This is a genomic window from Thermomonospora umbrina (assembly GCF_003386555.1).
GTDB lineage: Bacteria > Actinomycetota > Actinomycetes > Streptosporangiales > Streptosporangiaceae > Thermomonospora > Thermomonospora umbrina.
In genome coordinates, this window is the sequence record NZ_QTTT01000001.1 from 1268024 (window position 1) to 1285863 (window position 17840).

At 74.5% G+C, this 17840-nt stretch carries 14 protein-coding genes; all 14 read right to left on the reverse strand.

From position 1 onward, the window contains the following. Positions 1-761: 761 nt before the first annotated feature. The 14 genes from DFJ69_RS05485 to cobI all read right to left on the reverse strand — a co-directional run bounded on the left by DFJ69_RS05485 (position 762) and on the right by cobI (position 17835). Positions 762-1325 (reverse strand): single-stranded DNA-binding protein, encoded by a 564-nt coding sequence (locus DFJ69_RS05485; RefSeq protein WP_116021466.1) that lies wholly within the window; start codon positions 1323-1325, stop codon positions 762-764. A 408-nt stretch (positions 1326-1733) separates the two neighbouring features. After that, complete coding sequence (locus tag DFJ69_RS05490; protein WP_116021467.1) at positions 1734-3431, reverse strand: GTPase family protein; 1698 nt, start codon at positions 3429-3431, stop codon at positions 1734-1736. 351 nt (positions 3432-3782) lie between these two features. After that, the gene (locus DFJ69_RS05495; protein WP_245974051.1) at positions 3783-6050 is read right to left on the reverse strand and encodes an AAA family ATPase; all 2268 of its coding nucleotides are present in this window, start codon (positions 6048-6050) and stop codon (positions 3783-3785) included. Then, positions 6047-7405 carry a uroporphyrinogen-III C-methyltransferase gene (gene cobA, locus DFJ69_RS05500; protein WP_116021468.1) on the reverse strand — a complete coding sequence of 453 codons (1359 nt, stop codon included), beginning with the start codon at positions 7403-7405 and terminating at the stop codon, positions 6047-6049. Before cobA ends, DFJ69_RS05495 begins: the two co-directional genes overlap by 4 nt. 80 nt (positions 7406-7485) lie before the next feature. Further along, positions 7486-9300, reverse strand: coding sequence for a 5,6-dimethylbenzimidazole synthase (bluB, locus tag DFJ69_RS05505; RefSeq protein ID WP_116021469.1), 1815 nt, complete (start codon positions 9298-9300; stop codon positions 7486-7488). Beyond that, a complete protein-coding gene (cobC, locus tag DFJ69_RS05510) occupies positions 9284-10306 on the reverse strand; it encodes an Rv2231c family histidinol phosphate aminotransferase CobC (RefSeq protein WP_116026423.1) in 1023 nt (340 codons plus the stop codon). Before cobC ends, bluB begins: the two co-directional genes overlap by 17 nt. A 64-nt stretch (positions 10307-10370) precedes the next feature. Next, on the reverse strand, positions 10371-11249 hold the full coding sequence (locus tag DFJ69_RS05515; RefSeq protein WP_116021470.1) for a sirohydrochlorin chelatase: 879 nt from the start codon (positions 11247-11249) through the stop codon (positions 10371-10373). After that, positions 11246-11845 carry a precorrin-8X methylmutase gene (locus DFJ69_RS05520; protein ID WP_116021471.1) on the reverse strand — a complete coding sequence of 200 codons (600 nt, stop codon included), beginning with the start codon at positions 11843-11845 and terminating at the stop codon, positions 11246-11248. Before DFJ69_RS05520 ends, DFJ69_RS05515 begins: the two co-directional genes overlap by 4 nt. Then, a complete protein-coding gene (locus tag DFJ69_RS05525; RefSeq protein WP_116021472.1) occupies positions 11842-12048 on the reverse strand; it encodes a DUF362 domain-containing protein in 207 nt (68 codons plus the stop codon). Before DFJ69_RS05525 ends, DFJ69_RS05520 begins: the two co-directional genes overlap by 4 nt. After that, a complete protein-coding gene (cobJ, locus tag DFJ69_RS05530; RefSeq protein WP_116021473.1) occupies positions 12039-13751 on the reverse strand; it encodes a precorrin-3B C(17)-methyltransferase in 1713 nt (570 codons plus the stop codon). Before cobJ ends, DFJ69_RS05525 begins: the two co-directional genes overlap by 10 nt. Before the next feature lie 106 nt (positions 13752-13857). Next, the gene (gene cbiE / locus DFJ69_RS05535; RefSeq protein ID WP_116021474.1) at positions 13858-15123 is read right to left on the reverse strand and encodes a precorrin-6y C5,15-methyltransferase (decarboxylating) subunit CbiE; all 1266 of its coding nucleotides are present in this window, start codon (positions 15121-15123) and stop codon (positions 13858-13860) included. Continuing rightward, a complete protein-coding gene (locus tag DFJ69_RS05540) occupies positions 15120-16325 on the reverse strand; it encodes a cobalt-precorrin-5B (C(1))-methyltransferase (RefSeq protein WP_116021475.1) in 1206 nt (401 codons plus the stop codon). Before DFJ69_RS05540 ends, cbiE begins: the two co-directional genes overlap by 4 nt. Then, entirely contained in the window at positions 16322-17128 is an 807-nt protein-coding gene (gene cobM / locus DFJ69_RS05545) for a precorrin-4 C(11)-methyltransferase (RefSeq protein ID WP_116021476.1), read from the reverse strand. The genes DFJ69_RS05540 and cobM overlap by 4 nt, the downstream gene beginning before the upstream one ends. Continuing rightward, positions 17125-17835: a precorrin-2 C(20)-methyltransferase gene (cobI, locus tag DFJ69_RS05550; protein ID WP_245974053.1), complete on the reverse strand. Its 711-nt coding sequence runs from the start codon at positions 17833-17835 to the stop codon at positions 17125-17127. The genes cobM and cobI overlap by 4 nt, the downstream gene beginning before the upstream one ends. Positions 17836-17840: the final 5 nt, after the last annotated feature.

Below are 17840 nucleotides of genomic sequence, written 5' to 3' on the forward strand. Positions count from 1 at the left end.
AGCGGCAGCGACGGCAAGGCGCCCAAACCAGGGAGCCGCCCAACAGGGAGCCGCGAAAAGCAGGGCCCGCACGAACAGGGAGCCGCGCAAGCTTGAAGTGGCGCAAACCAGGAAGTGGCGTGGACGCGGGGCCAACCGACGGGAAGCCACGAGGACGAGGAATGGCGCGGACGAAGGAGTGGCGTGAAGGAGGAGGCCGCGCGGACAAGGGAATCACGCAGACGAGGGAGCGGCGCGGAACAGGGACCACGCGAACAGGGGAGCGGCACGGAGGACGGACCACGCGAACACGGGCGCACGGACGGGGAGGCCGCGCGAACGAGGAGTCGCGCGAACGAGCGAACCGCCCGGACGACGGGGCGGCACGGACAAGGACGGCACGGACAAGGGACCGCCCGAACGAGGAGGCCGCGAGGAGGGGGCCGCGTGAACCTGGGAGCGGCACAGACGAGGCCACCGCGCGGACGAACGATCCACCCGGAAGAAGGGCCGCGCGAATCAGTGAGCGGCACGGACAGGCAGCCGCACGGACACGGACGCCATGCGCACGGTGACGGCGGGCGGACGAGGAGGCGAGGAGGACGGGGAGGAGAGGAGGCGGGGCGGCGGACGCGGGGATGGCGGCGACGCGGGAACCCGCTAGGTGAAGGGCGGTGTGGATGAGGAGATGGTCCGGACGACGGATGGCGTGGGACGTGAGGGTGGCGTGGATGCGGGGGTGGGTGGGGCGAGGTGCTGCGGGGGGCACCTCGCCCGTTGGGTCAGGCGGCTTGGGGTTGGAGGGTGAAGGGGTCGTGGTCTTCGTTGGTCGTGAGGGGTGCGTCCGTGGGGTCCGTGGGGTCGGGAGACGGGTGGCCGTTCGGGTGGGGGGTGGTCGGGTCGGTGTCGGACTCGTCGGCGGTCAGGGACCACTGGTCGGTGAACTCGCGGGCCTCCTGGCGGTCCTCCTCGGTCATGGTGCCGCGTTGGACGCGGCGGAACTGGGCGCTGCCTCGGCTGAGGTCGTGGCCGACCGTGGTGGCCTCGACGTCGGCGGAGAAGCGGAGTCGTCCGTCCTTGACGTACTCCCTGAGTCTGAGGCGGCCGGTGACGACGACGGGTTCGCCGCGTTTCATGTCGCTGGCGTTGACGTTCTCGGCGAGGGAGCGCCAGCAGTTGACGGTGAGGAACATCGACTCCAGGTCCTGCCACTGACCCGACCGGCGGTCGTAGCGGCGCGGCGTGCAGCCGACCCGCAGGGCCAGGAAGGGCGTGCCGTTGGCCGTCATGGTGAAGAAGGGGTCCTGGGCGAGCCAGCCGATGACAGTGATCTGCGCCTCGTTCATGATCGTTCCTCCGTTGGGGTTCACGCTCGTACGACCACCACGGTGGCGGAACGCGTGGCACGGAGAGAAGCGGTGCGTCGAGTTGTGGATAACCGGACGATAGGCCCAGGCGGCCGCCGCACATGGGCGTACACGCCGCCACCCGGGCCCCGGCCATCGGCGCGCGGGAAAGGGGTGCCGCCCGGCCGGTGGCGTCTCGGTTCCGGGCGGGCCGGCAGGTCAGGACGCGTTCGTTCCCGTGGCATGACATCGGTTCACGTGAGGCCGTCCCGCCTCACCGCGAGGGCCCGGGGCGTGGTGCGGGAGTGTCGTTCACTGCGGCGAGCCGACCCGCCGGAGGGGCGGCGTCGGAGGGGGCGGTGATGTGGACGTGCCCGTGGTGCCGGGCGTCGTGGTCGGGCGGTGGGGTCAGGGCTGGTGGCCCAGGAGTTCGTCGGCGGTGTTGCGGAAGCCGGCGTAGACCTGGAGCTCGTCGGCGACCGGGTGGAGGACCTTCTGCTCGGTGACCTCGGTGATGCGTTCGCGCATGTGGAAGGTCATCTTCTCGCCGTGCCGGGCCGAGGACAGGGCCACGACGTTCCGGCAGGCCGAGGAGGTCAGGGCGCCCATGCCCAGGACGCAGGCCAGCAGGATGCCCACGTACGGGATGAGGCCGGGCTCGTCGATCAGTTCGGGGGCGTTGGTGCTGACCTTGAAGACGCCGTAGGCGATCAGGAGGCCGATCCAGGCGATCGACAGGGCGGTGACCAGGACGAGGAAGTACTGCCAGGTCTTGACCAGCCACCACCAGCGCGGCACCTGGTTGAAGGCGGGCAGGGCGTCCTTGAGGGAGTCGCCGAGGGCCTCGGGGAGTTCGGCGGCGTGGGAACGGCCGGCGGCGCGGACCGAGCGGGCCCACGCCTCCGGGAGGTCCTTGGTGACGGCGTCGGTGATGCCGTGCAGGGCGTTGTCGACGTCGCCCTGCTGGGCGCCGACGGGGCCGGTGAAGGCGCCGCGCAGCTCCTCGCGCAGCTCGGTGAGGCGCATCTTGCGGAGGGGGTCGCTGCGCAGGCGGGCGACGATCCGGGCGATGGGCCAGCCGACGTAGTCGCCGGCGCGCAGCTCGTACGCGCTCTCCATCGCCTCGGCGACGGCGGGGGCGCCCGCGGCGTCGGTCAGGGCCTCGATCAGATCGGCGGCGCGGCGCTCGTCGATGGCGGACGGCGGTTCGCCGCCGGCGCGGTGGTCGGCGAAGCGGACCACCAGCTTGTCGATGTCGGCGACGAGTCGTTCGGTACGGGCCCGGCGGGCGGCGACGGAGTCGACCAGCACCTCGCGCATGCCGTCGACGCCGCCGGGGGCCACCGTGGAGGTGGTCAGGATGCGGGGGGCGGCCAGGCCCTCGGCCTCCAGGAGACGGCGCAGGTCGGAGACGCAGTCGTCGACCTCCTCCGGCTGGAGGCGGTCGATCTGGTTGAGGACGATCAGCGTCACGCCGGCGTGCCGGGCGAACGGGACGATGTAGTTGCGGTGCAGGGCGGCGTCGGCGTACTTCTGCGGGTCGACCACCCACACCAGCAGGTCCGCCACGGTGACGAACTTGTCGACCTCGGCGCGGTGCACGGCCTGGATGGAGTCGTGGTCGGGCAGGTCCAGCAGCACCAGGCCCTGCAGCGACCCGGACTCCGGACGGCCGGTCTCCTCGGGCTCCAGGGCGCTGGCGCGGGCGTAGCGGTGCCGCTTGTCGACGTCCAGCCAGTCGAGCAGCGGCCCGGCGCCGTCCAGCCCCCACACGCACGCGTGCGCCTTGGACGTCATGGGGCGGCGGACGCCCACCGGGGACAGGTCGAGGCCGCAGATCGCGTTGAACAGGGAGGACTTGCCGCTGCCGGTGCCGCCGGCCAGGGTGACGACGGTGTGCTCGCCGGACAGCCGCAGCCGCTCCCCCGCGCGGGTGAGCAGCGCGGAGGTCTCGTCCAGCAGGGCCGCGTCGATCCGTCCGGTGCCGAGCTCGACGAGCCGCTGGAGGCCGTCCAGCCGGGTCGCCAGGGTCCGGGCCGCGGCGGGCCGGCTCTCCTGATCGGCGGCGGCCGGCTCTGCGGCGACCGCCGGAGTGGTCGTGGTCATGTGTTCCTCTTGAGCGTGGAGAACCCCGCCGTCGGGCGGGGGAGGGAGCGCGGCGCGATGCCCCGCAGCAAACTTCCGGCTGCACCGGCGGCCATATGACCGGCCATGCGAGAATCGTACGCACGGTCCTCGCCACCGGGCCGGCGGAGCGGCGAAACGCCTGCGTGGCCGGTATGTGACCTCAACGGGAACCCTCCCGGACGGGGAAGTCGGCGATGGAGCGGGACTCCCCCTGCCTAGGGGGAGGCTGTGGACCGGTTCAACCGCCGACCTCTCTCGAGGCGCACGGCCGCTCGACCGGCACGCGGCGTGGGGGTGTGCGGGGCTGCTCGCCATGGTGGGGTGTCGATGTCATCGGGCGACCTCGAGGTTGTAGGTGGCCTGGTAGAGCTGGACGGCGGCGGTCTCGTCGGGGATGCCGGCCGCGTCGAGGGCCTGGCCGTAGCGGATGGCCTCCTCGTCGAACAGCATGCCGATCCGGCTGCGCAGGTCGGCACGGGCCTTGGCGCCCATGCCGCGCAGCGACTCGGCGCCGAACAGCGCCTTGAGCAGCCGCTGGGGAACGGCGCTGGTGCCGCCCTCGACCGCGACGTCGGCGGTCCCGTAGCCGAGCAGGCCGATCATCAGCACGAGGGACAGGGCCTCCTCGTCGAACGACACGAGCTTGGAGACCGTTCGCTTGGTGACGCCCTCGGTGCGGACCAGCTCCAGGACGTGGTCCTGCCAGGAGCTGACGGCCCGGGTGACGCGCCGGGACAGCTCCGGGGAGACCCCGCCGAGGGACCCGGCGGGCCCGGCGAGCAACTGGCCTCCGGCGGGGTGCGCGCCCCAGCGGGCCAGCACCTCCTCGCCCGCGTGCTCGGCGGCCGCCATGATCAGCGACTCCAGCCCGGCGCGCAGCGCGCTCTTGAGGGCCCGCAGCCGGGTGGGGTTGCGGCGGCGGCGGTTGCTCTTGCGACCCGACCGGGGACGCTGGACGCGCAGCGAGCGCAGCAGGTCGCCGGTGCCCGCGAAGTCCTGCCAGCGGGCCAGCACCTCGCCGCGCAGCAGTGAGCCGTTGCGGGTGGCCTCGTCCAGCTCGGCCATCGCGGTGGCGTACGCCGCCTCGACCTCCTCGCGCAGCACGGTACGGACCTCGACCTGGGCCTCGACCTGCTTGGCCAGCTCGGGAACGCGGGTGCGGAAGCTGTCGAGGACGCCGCCGAACGTGTCGCGGATGACCTGGGAGCGGCGGTCGTGGTTCTCCGCCAGCTCCAGCAGCCAGGAGCGGACCTCCTCGGCGGCCTCGTCGGGCAGCCGGCTCTGCTCGATCCGGGTCTCGGGGATGGTGAAGCGGCGGGCGTCGCCGACCCCGTTCACCTCGAGCATCTCGGCGAAGTGGTCGACGACCTCGGACCCGGCCCCCTGCGGCACCCGGGACAGGACGACGCCGAGGCTGGCGCCCTGCTCCTTGGCGCGCTGGAGCATCTGCCACACCTGGGCGTCGGCGTAGCGCGCCGACGTGGTGACGCACAGCCACAGGTCGGCGGCGGCCATCAGCTTGGTGGCGAACTCGTAGTGGTCCTCGAAGACGGAGTCGAAGTCCGGGCTGTCCAGCAGCGCCAGCCCCTCGGGGAGCTGGTCGCTGCCGATGATGACGAGCTGGTCGCCGGCGATGGCGTCGGGGGCGGGCCCCGGCACCCGGCCCATGTCGGGCAGCAGCGGACCCTTGAGGAACCAGTCGGCGTGGTCGGGGTGGCAGACCAGGATGGGGCTGCTGGTGGTGGGTCGCAGCACGCCGGTCGCGCTGACCCGGGCCCCGACCAGCGTGTTGACCAGCGTGGACTTGCCCGCGCCGGTGGAGCCGCCGAGGACCACCAGCATGGGGGCGCTCTTGCCGCGGATCCGGGGCAGCACGTAGTCGTCGAGCTGACTCTTGATCTCCGACTGGGCGGCGCGGGCGTCCTCGACGCCGGGCACGTCCAGCACGAACCTGACCTCGCTCACCTGGTCGCGCAGCTCGGTCAGCACACGGGCCAGGTCGACCTCGCGCTCGGGATCGTCGGTCATACCGATGACCGACGCCCCTTGGGGCGACCCTCCCGACCCCGAGCCCGCGTCGGGCCCGGCGCCCGGGCCTGGCCCGAGGCTCCCGCCGTCGAGGGCCTCACCGCCACCGGCGCCGGCATCGCGGCGGCCGCTCTCGTGGCGGCCGGAGGTCTCTCGGCGTCCGACACCGGCATCGTGACCCGCGGTCTCGCCCGGGTCGGCCGTCTCGCGGCCCGGCACCTCACCGTGGCCCGCGTCGCGGCCGGCGCTCTCATCGCGGCCGGCCGCCTCGCCCTGGCCGCCGCCCACGGGGCCGGGGGCCTCGTCCTGGCCGGTGGCCTCGGGGGTTTCCGCATCGTGGCCGGCGGTCTCGTCCCGGCCGGTCTCGGCGTCGTGGCCCTCGGAACCGCCGGCACCTTCGCCGGTGCCCGCGTCCGCGGCGGCGGCCTCGGCGGCCTCGCTCTGGGGCTCGGTGGCGTCGGGGGGCCCGGTGGGCCGGTCGGTGCGCGCCTCGTCGGCGCCCTCACCGGGGCCCGGGCCGTCGTTGCGCCGGCCGTCGTGGACCGCGCTCTGATCTGCTGGGGATGTCACGGAGCCCGCCCCATATCTCCATGCTGATCTGCCGGTGAGGCCACGGAGCCCGTTCCGCCGGCCAGGTAGTCCGCTCGTACCATGTCGATCTCTCGCGCCACGTCCACCACGTCGCCCACGACGACGATCGCCGGTGGCCGTACGCCGCCGGCCGCCATCTCGTCCACCACCGTCCCGAGCGTCGCGGTGAGCGTCCGCTGATCCGGAAGGGTACCGTCCTGAACGACCGCGACGGGCGTATCAGGCGACCGACCATAGCGCATCAGGGTGTCGGCGATGAGACTCATCCGTTCCACCGCCATGAGCAGCACCAACGTTCCGTGCGCCCGGCCGAGGCCCTCCCAGTCGACGGTGGAGGAGGGGTGGTCGGGGGCCACGTGCGCCGAGATCACGTGGAACTCCTGGGCGACGCCGCGGTGGGTGACCGGGATGCCCGCGGCCGACGGGACCGCGACGGCGCTGGTGATGCCGGGGACCACGGTGACCGGGATGCCGTGGCGGGCGCAGTGCAGCACCTCTTCGGCGCCGCGACCGAACACGAACGGGTCGCCGCCCTTGAGCCGGACCACGAACCGACCGGCCCGGGCGTGTTCGACGAGGTGGTCGTTGATGCGGTCCTGGGTGACGGTGCGGCCGTAGGGGATCTTGGCGGCGTCGATGACCTCGACGTCGGCGGGCAGCTCGTCCAGCAGCAGCCGGGGGGCCAGCCGGTCGGTGACCACCACGTCGGCCTGGGCCAGCAGTTGCCGCCCCCGCACGGTGATCAGGTCGGGGTCGCCGGGACCGCCGCCGACCAGGGCCACCCCGGTCGGCTTCGTCCGGGAGTGGCGGGCCCCGCCCAGCGGCACCAGGGTGGCGTCGCGCAGGCCGTCGACGACGGCGTCGCGGATCCCGGCGGCGCGGCGGGGGTCGCCCCCGGCCAGGACGCCGACGGTGGTCTCCCCCACCTGTCCGCTCGCCGGCGTCCAGGCGTCGGACGCCTCGGCGTCGTCGGCGCGCACGCACCAGATCCTGGCGGCCTCGGCGTCGGCGGCCACCGCCGCGTTCACCTTGGGGTCGTCGGTGACGGCCTGAACGAGCCAGGCGCCGTCGAGGTCGCCCCCGCGGTAGGGCCGCCGCTCCCAGGAGAACCGGCCGGCGGCGATCAGATCGTCCAGGGAGGGGGTCACCTCCGGGGCGATCAGCGACACGTCGGCACCGGCCGCCAGCAGGGCGGGGACACGGCGCTGGGCGACCCGGCCGCCGCCCACGACGACGACGCGGCGCCCGCGCAGGCGCAGGCCAAGAAGGTACGGCGGCACGGTGCTCTCTCGCTCGGGACGGTCTGGACGGTCGGGGTAAGAGGTGACGGGCATGTCTGTTTGTCGACCAAAGGTACTCGGGTTCACGGGTGGATGGAGAGTGGTCGATCCCAGTCGATAGCCGAGCGTGACACTTAGCTCCCACTCTTGTCGCTGACGCCCGCCGAGTCGAACGTGGCGACCTCGTGGAGGACGCGCACGGCGCTCTGCACCAGGGGCAGCGCCAGCAGCGCGCCGGTCCCCTCGCCGAGTCGCAGTTCGAGGTCGACCAGCGGGCGTAGTCCCAGGTGTTCCACGGTAGCGGCGTGTCCCGGCTCGACCGAACGGTGACCCGCGACACAGGCCCCGAGGGCCTCCGGGGCCAGCGCCACCGCGGCCAGCGCGGCGGCCCCGGCGATCACCCCGTCGAGCACCACGGGCACCCGGCAGGCCGCCGCGCCGAGGATGAACCCGGCCAGCGCCGCGTGCTCCAGCCCCCCGACCGCCGCCAGCACCTCCAGGGGTCCCGCCGGGGACGCGACGGCGGGCGACGGCGGAACGGCTTGGGGCGGAACGGCCGGCGAAGGGTCGCAGGCGCCGCCGGGTGCCGAGGCGGCCGGTGCGGGGAGCAGGCCGTGGTGGGCGAGGGCCGTGCGGACGACCTCGATCTTGTGCTGGTGGGTGGCGTCGTCGATGCCGGTGCCCCGGCCGGTGACCTCTTCCGGGGGGAGGCCGGTGAAGGCGGCGATCAGGGCGGCGGAGGCGGTGGTGTTGGCGATGCCCATGTCGCCGGTGATCAGGCAGCGGTTGCCGGCGGCGACCAGGTCGCGGGCGACCTCGATGCCGGTCTCGACGGCCCGGCGGACCTGGTCGGGGGTCATGGCGGGGGCGACGGTCATGTCGGCGGTGCCGGGGGCGATCTTGCGGGGCAGCAGTCCGGGGGCCGGGGCGAGCGGGGCGGCGACGCCGACGTCGACGACGGTGACCTCGGCGCCGACCTGGGCGGCGAACGCGTTGACGACGGCCCCGCCGGCCAGGAAGTTGGCCACCATCTGGGCCGTCACCTCCTGCGGCCACGGGGAGACGCCCCGGGCGTGGACCCCGTGGTCGGCGGCGAAGATCGCGACGGCGGCGGGTTCGGGGAGCGGGGGCGGGCACCCCCCGGCCAGACCGGCGAGGCGTACGGACAGGTCCTCGAGGACGCCGAGGGCGCCGGGCGGCTTGGTCAGACGGGACTGGAGGTCGCGCGTGTCGCGCATGGCGGCCTCGTCCGGCGGGCGGATGGCGGCGATCGTCTCGTCGATCAGATCCACGGGTACCTCTCCTGGCAGGCCGCGGCGGCCGTAGGACTCCTGGTGGACGGCCCAGGCCAGCGGGCGGCGGCGCGCCCAGCCGGTCAGGGCGAGTTGGGGGGCGGGCGGGAACTCGGCGACGTGCCCCACGCAGAGGTAGGCGACGACCTCGACGTGATCGGGGAGGCCCAGTTCGGCGGCCAGCTCCCGTTCGTCGAAGAAGCTGACCCAGCCGACGCCGAGGTTCTCGGCGCGGGCGGCCAGCCAGAGGTTCTGCACGGCGCAGGCCACCGAGTAGGGGGCGGTGCGGGGCTGGGAGTGGCGGCCCAGCGGGGTGCGTCCGCCCCTCGTGGGGTCGCAGGTGACGGCGATGTTGACCGGGGCCTCGCGGATCGCCTCCACCTTGAGCCCGTCGAACCGGTCGCGACGGGCCGCCGACAGGGTGCGGACGTACGCCTGCCGCTGGGTCTCGGCGAGGGCGCGCACGCGGTCGCGCCGGTCGGGGTCGCGGATGATCAGGAAGTCCCAGGGCTGGGTGAGGCCGACCGAGGGGGCCTGGTGGGCGGCCTGGAGGACGCGGGTGAGGACGGCGTCGTCCACCGGGTCGGGGAGGAAGCCGTCGCGGATGTCGCGCCGTTCACCGATCACCCGATAGAGCGACTCAGCGTCCCAGGTCATCCAGTGCCTCCAGCAGGGTGTCGTTGGCGGCCCGGTCCCGGACGGCGATCCGCAGCCAGTCGGGCCCGAGCCCTGGGAACGTGTCGCCGCGCCGTACCGCGTAGCCCCGTTCGCGCAGGCGTTCTCGCAGGTCGAGGGCATCGGGCGTCCGGACGCACAGGAACGAGGCGCGGGCCCCGGGGACGGCGATGAGGCCGCGCAGGGCCAGCTCGCCGGCCAGCCGGTCGCGTTCGACGCCCAGCGCGGCGGCCCAGGCGCCGGCCTCGGCCAGGGCGGCCGGCTCGCAGCACGCCTCGATCGCGACCAGCGCCGGTGTGGACACCGCCCACAGCGGCTGGGCCTCGGACAGGGCGGTGATCAGCGGCGGCGGGGCGAGGACGTATCCGGCGCGGAGCCCCGCCAACGCCCAGGTCTTGGTGAGGCTCCGCAGCACGACCAGGCCCGGCGCGGAGACGCCGGCGAGGGTCTCCGGTTCGCCGGGGACGCAGTCCATGAACGCCTCGTCCACCACGACGGTGCGGCCGGGCCGGGCGCAGACGTCGAGGATCTCGGCGGCGGAGTGCAGCACCGAGGTGGGGTTGGTGGGGTTGCCGATCATGACGAGGTCGGCGTCCGGCGGGATCCGGCCGGGGTCCAGCTTGAAGTCGCCGTCCAGCACGACCCGTTCGACGGGGTGGCCCGCCGCCCGCAGCGCCGCCTCCGGCTCGGTGAACTGCGGGTGGACGACGACGGCGCGCCGGGGCGTCAACGCGCGGGCCAGCAGGACGAACGCCTCGGCGGCCCCGGCGGTCGGCAGCACCTCGTCCGGCGTCCGACCGTGCCTGCGGGCGACCGCGTGCCGGGCGCGGGCGGGGTCGGGGTAGCGCGCCAGGTCCTCGATCGAACGGCGCAGCCGCCGGGCCAGCCAGTCGGGCGGGGCGACGCCGCGCACGTTCACGGCGAAGTCCACGAGCCCGTCCCCCACCTCGGCGTCCCCGTGGTGCCGCAGGTCGGGGTCGGTGGGCATGGCCGCACCCGCCGCCTCCACGACCGCACCACCGGCGTTACCGGGACGACGCGGGTCGGGACCGTCAGTGGGCATGGCCGTGGCCGTGCCCGTGGCCCGGGTCGTCGGGGTGATGGTGGGGCGTCTGGGGTGCGCCGACGCGTTCCTCGAAGCCGGGCATGGCGATCCGGTAGACGCAGGTGTCGCAGTTCATCCGAATGTCCCCGACGAGCGCCTCCTCGTACCGTTCGAGGACCACGTCGGCGAGGCCGTCGCAGTCGCCGATCACGTCGGCGCAGCGGACGTCCAGGTCGGGGTGCTCGGCGGCGTACGCCCGCGCCTCGTCGGCCACTCGGTCGGGCAGCACGCCGGGGAACAGGAAGTACGGCAGGACGACGACGCGGCGGGCCCCGAGGAGGCGGCAGCGCTCCAGTCCGTCGGCCACGCTCGGCCGGGCCAGCGACACGAACGCGGGCTCGACCGTCGACAGCCCCTCCTCGCGCCCCTCCCAGAACAGGCGGGCCACCTTGTGGACCTCGGAGTTGGCGTCCGGGTCGGTGGAGCCGCGCCCCACCAGTAGGACGGCCGCCTCCTCCTCCGGCGGCAGGACGGCCCGTAGGCGCTCCTCCAGCAGGGCGAGGAGGGTGGGGTGCGGGCCCAGCGGGCGGCCGTAGGTGTACGACAGACCGGGGTGCCGGACCTGTTCGCGGGCCATCGCGCCGGGGATGTCGCCCTTGCCGTGCCCGGCCGCCACGAGGACGATCGGGACGGCGGCGATCCGGCGGTGCCCGCGCCCCCACAGTTCGGCGACGGCCTCGGTCAGGGGCGGCGGGGACAGCTCGATGAACCCGCCCGCGACGTCCACCGGCAGGCGGCCGCGCAGGCGTTCCACGAACTTGCCGAACTCGGCGACCCCGTCGTCATCGCGGGTCCCATGGCCCACCAGCAGCAGCGGCGGCTTCACATCGCTCCTTGCGACTCGTGGTACAGCAGGGCGTTGACGGCGGCGGCCGCCACGGCGGACCCGCCCTTCTCGGAGACGTTGCTGACCTGGGGCAGCCCGCTCTCGCGCAGCGCCTGCTTGGACTCGGCGGCCCCGACGAAGCCGACCGGCAGCCCGACGACCAGCGCGGGCGCGACGTTCAGCTTGATGACCTCCTCCAGCGCGGTGGGGGCGCAGCCGACGACCCAGACCGCGCCCGGCCCGACCTCGGAGTACGAGAGCCGGACGGCGGCGGCGGACCGAGTGATGCCGGCGGCCTTGGCCATCCGGGCGGTGGCGGGGTCGCCGATGTGGCAGAGCGTCTCGCGCGCGGTGATCCCGGCGGCGACCATGCCCACGTCGGTCACCACCGGCGCGCCGGACCGCAGCGCGGCCCAGCCCCGCAGCAGGTCGGCCTCGTCGGTGACCAGGTCGATCGCGTACTCCAGGTCGGCGCTGGCATGGATCACCCGTTCGGCCACCGCCCGCCACAGCGGGGGCATCGGCGACAGGTCGACGCGGGATCGCAGGATCTCGTACGACCTCACCTCGATGGGGTGCGGCTCACGCGACGTCATCGTTCTCCTTGCCGGGCCTCGGCGGAATCGACGACGTCGATGGCGTCCACCGGGCAGATCTCCACACATTCCAGACAGCCGGTGCAGCGGTCGGCCAGCACCAGCAGGGGGTCGCCGTGCGGGCGGATCGCGTGCTCCGGACAGGTCAGCAGGCAGGCGCCGCAGCCCTGGCAGCGGTCGGTGACCTCCGCGATCAGGCCCATCGATACCCCCTGGGGGTGACGAATCGCCCGGCGACCCTCCGGCTGCGGCCGGACCCGACCAGGACCACGGTGAACATGTCGACCGCCGCCGGGTCCATCTCCCCGAGCGTGGTGATCGTCAGCGCCTCGTCCGGGCGGCCCGCGTTGCGGACGAACCCGACGGGGGTCTCGGCGGGCCGGTGGGCGGCCAGGATCGCCAGCGCCTTGGGGAGCTGCCAGTCGCGGGCCCTGCTGCGCGGGTTGTAGAAGCAGACGGTGAAGTCGCCCTCGGCCGCCGCGCGGACCCGCCGCTCGATGGCCTCCCACGGGGTGTGCAGGTCCGACAGCGAGACGTACGCGTGATCGTGGCCGAGCGGAGCGCCGAGCAGGTTGGACGCGGCGATCGCGGCGGTGATGCCGGGCACGCCCTCCACCTCGATGTCGTCCCCGGCGAACTCCAGCGCGGGGCTCGCCATGGCGTAGATCCCGGCGTCCCCGGAGCCGATCAGCGCGACCGCGTGACCCGCCTGAGCCTCCTGAACGGCGGCGCGGGCGCGGGCCTCCTCCTGGCCGAGCCCGCTCTCCACCACCCGGGTGCCGGGGCGCAGCAGGTCGCGGATCTGGTCGACGTACTGGTCCAGGCCCACCACCACCGAGGCCCGCTGCAACGCGGTGACGGCGCGCGGGGTGAGCAGGTCGCGCGCGCCGGGGCCGAGCCCGATGATCGCCAGCCGGCCCTTGGGGACGAGCCGCGCGACGGCCACGGTCGTGTTGGCCGTCTTGCGCTTCTCGACCACCAGCGCGGCGGCCTTGCCGTGGGAACGGGCGGTGTGCAGCGCGGCGGCCTCGGCGACGCTGGGCGTCCCGACCTCGGCGCGCACCGTCTCGGACGGATTGGGCACGTCCACGGCGGCCAGCACGGATGCCGGGTGGGTCACGACGTCCCAACCCCGTTCCCGGGCCGCCGCGAGGATGCCCTCCTCGTCGGCCTTGAGGTCGACGGTCGCCACACAGCGCACCGACGCCGGCGACAGCCCCGCCTCGCGCAGCGCCGCGTCGATCAGCCCGCCGACCTCCTCCGCGGACACACCCCGCGCCGACCCGACCCCGACGACCAGCGACGGCGGCCGATACACCAGTTCCCCGACGGCGGGCGGGGGTGGTGTGAGGAGGTCGGTGATGTGGATCGTCAGGGCGGCGTCGGCGTCGGGGCCGACGTTCGGTGGGAGGGGTGGGAGGGGCCAGCCGGTGGCGCCGGTGAGGCGGACGGGCTCGCGGGAGAGGACGGCGGTGCCGGTACGGGCGAGCATGTCCGGATTGTCCACCGAGAAGCCCAGGTCCGCACCGTAAGAATCCAGTGCCGTGAGGCCGGCCCGGTCGCTCGCCGTGGTGATGACGGGCTCGCAGCCCAGGGTCCCGGACAGGCGGTGGGCGAGCGTGTTGCCGCCGTGGTGGCCGCCGAGGACGGGCACCGCGTACCGCAGGGACTCGTCCACGCAGACCACAGCGGGGTCCTCGGTCTTGTGGCCCAGCAGGGGGGCCAGGACGCGGACGGCGGCGCCGACGGCCAGGAACGCGACGATCGTGTCGCAGCCCTCCCAGGCCGCGCGCAGTCCGTCGGCGGGCCCGTTCTCCGTGAAGAGGCGGACCTCGTCCGGCCATGCCTCGGCCAGCGCGGCGGCGGAGGCCCGTCCCGCCGCCGTCGCGGCGACGACCCCGATCATCGGCCGACCTCCGAGGGCCCGGCGGGACCGCCAGGAACGGACACCCGGTCCGCAACGCGTACGCCCGCTCCGTCCCGCCGCGCCTCGGCCGGTACCACTGCACCGATCATGTGTCACCCTCCGGAAGCCGTGCCAGGATCTGGGGGCGGCGGCTCGGGCCGGCGGCCCGCGCGGGCGGGGGCACGGCGTCCCGCTCGCCCCACACGACGAAGACGGGGTTGGCGGCGGCCAGCCGGTGGACGTCCCCGGGCAGCGGGGACAGGCGGCTGGCCTGCAACTGGACGGCGTGGGCGGTCAGCCCCTCGGCGGCGAGCGCGTCCAGGGTGGGGCGGACCCGTTCCATGGCGGCCAGCGCCACCACGACGCCGCGCAGGGCGCGGGAGGCGCAGGCGCGGACGACCTCCGGGCCGCCGCCGCCGACGAACACGGCGTCGGGATCCGGGAGATGCTCCAGGACGGCCGGGGCCTCACCGCGCGAGACCGCGACGCGGACGCCGTGGGCGCGGACGTTGGCCCGGATCCGTTCGCAGGACTCCTGGTCGCGTTCGACGGCGATGGCGGCGGCCCCGAACCGGGCGCACTCGATGGCCACCGAGCCGCTGCCCGCGCCGATGTCCCAGATCAGGTCGCCGACGCGCGGCCCCAGCCTGGCCAGCGCCAACGCCCGGACCTCCGCCTTGGTGACCACGGAGTTGCGGTGCTCGAAGGCGTCCTCGGGCAGCGCCCACGAGGAGGGACCGGGGCGCGCTCCGGCGATCCAGCCGCGTTCGCCCACGGCACGGCCGTCGTCCAGGACGAGGACGACGTTGGGTTCGTGCCAGGAACGGGTGGTGGCCTCGGCGGGACGGCAGCGGGTGACGCGCTCGTTCGGGCCCCCGAGGTCCTCGCAGACGACGAACGACCGGGGGCTCTGCGGGAACAGCGCGCGGCCCAGCTCGGCGGGCCCGGCCCCGGGCGCGGTGAGCACGGCGACCTTGGGATGAGCGCGGCAGGCGTTCACGGCCCGGCGCAGGTCCCGGCCGTGGGCGGACACCACCAGGGCGTCGTCCCAGCTCAGCCCCGCGCGGGCGAACGCGCGGGCGACCGACGACAGCGCGGGCAGCACCTCCGGCTCATGCCCGCGTGAACGCAACGCCCGGACGATGCCGAAGAACCCGGGGTCCCCGCTGGCCAGCACGACGACGTCACCGTCCGCACCGTCGACGGCGTCCAGGGCCTGCGCGACGTCGCCCATCACGACCGTGCGCGCGCCCGCCGGAACGGGGACCGCCGCCAGGTGCCGGGCACCGCCCACCACGAGGGCCGCGCCCGCCAGCCGTTCGGCGGCCGGCGGCGGGGGCGGCGACCCGTCGTACCCGACCACCGTGATCATCGGGCCAGCCGCCCGTACATGCCGACCATCCGCTCGCCCGTGAAGTCCACGAGGACGACCTGCGCGGCCAGTTCGCCGCCGGCCTCCTCGGCGCAGAAGCGCTCCAGCACCCCGGCGACGCGGCGGCACAGCTCACGGCCGCAGGGACCGAGCAGCCCGGCCCTCTCCCACAGCTCATAGGCGTGCCGGGCGGTGTTGGCGACGGCGACCTCGGCGGCCAGCTCGGGCGTGCCGCCCATGTCCGTGGTGATCTCGCCGAGCAGCTCGGTGGACACCCGGGACCGCGTGTAGTGGGTCATCAGGATCCCGGAGGCCAGCTTGGTCAGCTTGCCGGCCATGCCGACGAACACGACCTGCCGCAGACCGTGCTCGACGGCCCTGCGCAGCGCCGCGCCGGTGAAGTCGCCCACCTCGACGAAGCACACGTCGGGCAGCTTGGGCAGCATCTTCATGGCGCCCTTCTCGGTGCGCCCGCCGGTGCACAGCACCAGCGTGGACTCGCCCTGCGCGGCCATCACCGACACGGCCTGCTCGACACTGGCGCGCCAGGAGGCGGTGGAGAACGGGCGCACGATGCCGGTGGTGCCGAGGATGGAGATGCCGCCGAGGATGCCCAGCCGCTTGTTGGTGGTCTTGCGGGCCATCCGTTCGCCGTCGGGCACCGAGATGACCACGCGGACGCCGCGTCCGCTCTCGGGGTCGGCGGGCGCCCCGGCGTCCTCGGGGGCCGCGTCGAGGTCGTCGCCGAGGAGCGCCTCGGCGACGGCATGGGTGATCATGCGGCGGGGCACGGGGTTGATGGCGGGGCCGCCCGGCTCCAGGCCCAGGCCGGGCTTGGTGACGACGCCGACACCCTCGCCGCCGTCCAGCTCGATGCCGGGCGTGTCCGACCAGGACACCCGGGCGGTGATGTGCGCGCCGTGGGTGACGTCGGGGTCGTCGCCCGCGTCCTTCACCACGACGGCGCGGGCCCGCTCACCCTCCAGGGCGCTGTCCTCGACCTTGAACGTCACCCGGTTGCCGGACGGCAGCGCGATCTGGACATGGTCGGCGGGCTCCCCGGTGCGCAGCAGCGCGGTGGCGGCCTTGGCGGCGGCGGACGCGCACGCACCGGTCGTCCAGCCGGTCCGCAGGGCCCGCTGCCGCACCTTCATCGTGCGCGGCAGGTCGGGCTCGCGCAGCTCGGGCTCTTCGGCCGTCATGGCCGCGAAGCCTTGCGCAGCTCCGCGCGGGCCGTCCGGTCGGCACGCCGGAAGCCGTGGAAGTGGCCCGGGTGGTACAGGTGGGACCGGGTGCCGTCGGCCGACAGCGCGGGTCCGACCAGCACCAGCGTGTGCTTCCACAGCTTGTGCGCCTTGACGGTGTCGGCCAGCTCGCCGAGCGTGCAGCGGACGATCAGCTCGTCCGGCCAGGTGCACTGGTAGGCGACCACGCAGGGGGTGTCCTCCGGATAGCCGCCCTCGATCAGCTCGTCCTGAAGCTGCCCGGAGCGGGCCGCCGACAGGAACAGCGCCATCGTGGTGCCGTGCCGGGCGAACTCGCGGACCTCCTCGCCCTGCGGCATCGGCGTCTTGCCGCCGCCGAGCCGGGTCAGGATGACCGACTGCGCGACCTCCGGGATCGTCAGCTCCCGCTCGACCGCCGCCGCGACCGCGCTGAAGCTGGACACCCCGGGGATCACCTCGGTGGCCAGGCCCATCGAACGGCACCGGTCGAGCTGCTCCTGGAGCGCCCCCCACAGGGCGGGGTCGCCGGAGTGGATGCGCGCCACGGTCAGCCCCTCGGCCAGCGCCCGCTCGTAGTACGGCAGGACGCCCTCCATGGGGAGCTGCGCCGAGTCGACGATCTCGGCGTCCTCCCGGGCGTGCTCCAGGACGTCGGGGTGGACGAGGCTCGCGGCCCAGATGACCACGTCCGCGTCGGCGATGGCCTTCGCCGCACGGAACGTCAGCAGGTCCGCCGCGCCCGGCCCGGCCCCGACGAAGACGACCTTTCCGTTGCTCACAGCTTGCCTCCTCGGGCGGTACGGGGGCTGGGGGCGATCAGCGTGGACAGATAGGGGATCGGCCCGGCGAGGTCGCCGGCGGGCCGGACGTCCTCGCCCGGCAAACCGAGACGGGCCCCGTAGACGGCGTGGTCCAACCGCCCGGCGTCCTTGAGTGCCTCGGCGACCTCGTCGGCCACGGCGCCGAACTTATAGGCCACCACGGTGTCGCACGACGCCAGGGCCGCCTTGAACGGCGCGACGCCCCCGGTCAGCGGCACGAGGCCGAGCGACTCCGCGCCCTCGGTCAGCACCGTGCCGGAACGGGCCGCCAGATCCTGCATCGCGGTGACACCCGGCACGGTCTCCACCGTGACGCCGGGGCGACGGTCGCGGACGGTCTGGGCCAGGTAGGTGAAGGTCGAGTACACGTTGGGGTCACCGATGGTGGCGAACGCGACCGTGCCGGCCCCCTCCTCGAAGGCGCGCACGACCCGGTCGGCGGCCCCGTCCCAGGCGGCGGCCCGGCGCGCGGTCACCCCGCCCCGGTCGTTCAGCGCGAACACGACCCGTTCGGCCTTGTCGGTGTACTCGCGGACGACGGACTCGGCCCGTCCCGGCTCGTCCAAGGCCATCACCGGGACGAGGGTCAGGTCGGCCTCCCGCAGGATCCGCACCGCCTTGACCGTCACCAGCTCCGGGTCGCCCGGCCCGACCCCGATCCCCACCAGCC

Coding starts and splice junctions, on each gene's coding strand:
- DFJ69_RS05485 (WP_116021466.1), bottom strand. CDS start 1,325: ATGAACGAGGCGCAGATCACTGTCATCGGCTGGCTCGCCCAGGACCCC.
- DFJ69_RS05490 (WP_116021467.1), bottom strand. CDS start 3,431: ATGACCACGACCACTCCGGCGGTCGCCGCAGAGCCGGCCGCCGCCGAT.
- cobA (WP_116021468.1), bottom strand. CDS start 7,405: ATGCCCGTCACCTCTTACCCCGACCGTCCAGACCGTCCCGAGCGAGAG.
- bluB (WP_116021469.1), bottom strand. CDS start 9,300: ATGACCTGGGACGCTGAGTCGCTCTATCGGGTGATCGGTGAACGGCGC.
- cobC (WP_116026423.1), bottom strand. CDS start 10,306: ATGCCCACCGACCCCGACCTGCGGCACCACGGGGACGCCGAGGTGGGG.
- DFJ69_RS05520 (WP_116021471.1), bottom strand. CDS start 11,845: ATGACGTCGCGTGAGCCGCACCCCATCGAGGTGAGGTCGTACGAGATC.
- DFJ69_RS05525 (WP_116021472.1), bottom strand. CDS start 12,048: ATGGGCCTGATCGCGGAGGTCACCGACCGCTGCCAGGGCTGCGGCGCC.
- cobJ (WP_116021473.1), bottom strand. CDS start 13,751: ATGATCGGGGTCGTCGCCGCGACGGCGGCGGGACGGGCCTCCGCCGCC.
- cbiE (WP_116021474.1), bottom strand. CDS start 15,123: ATGATCACGGTGGTCGGGTACGACGGGTCGCCGCCCCCGCCGCCGGCC.
- DFJ69_RS05540 (WP_116021475.1), bottom strand. CDS start 16,325: ATGACGGCCGAAGAGCCCGAGCTGCGCGAGCCCGACCTGCCGCGCACG.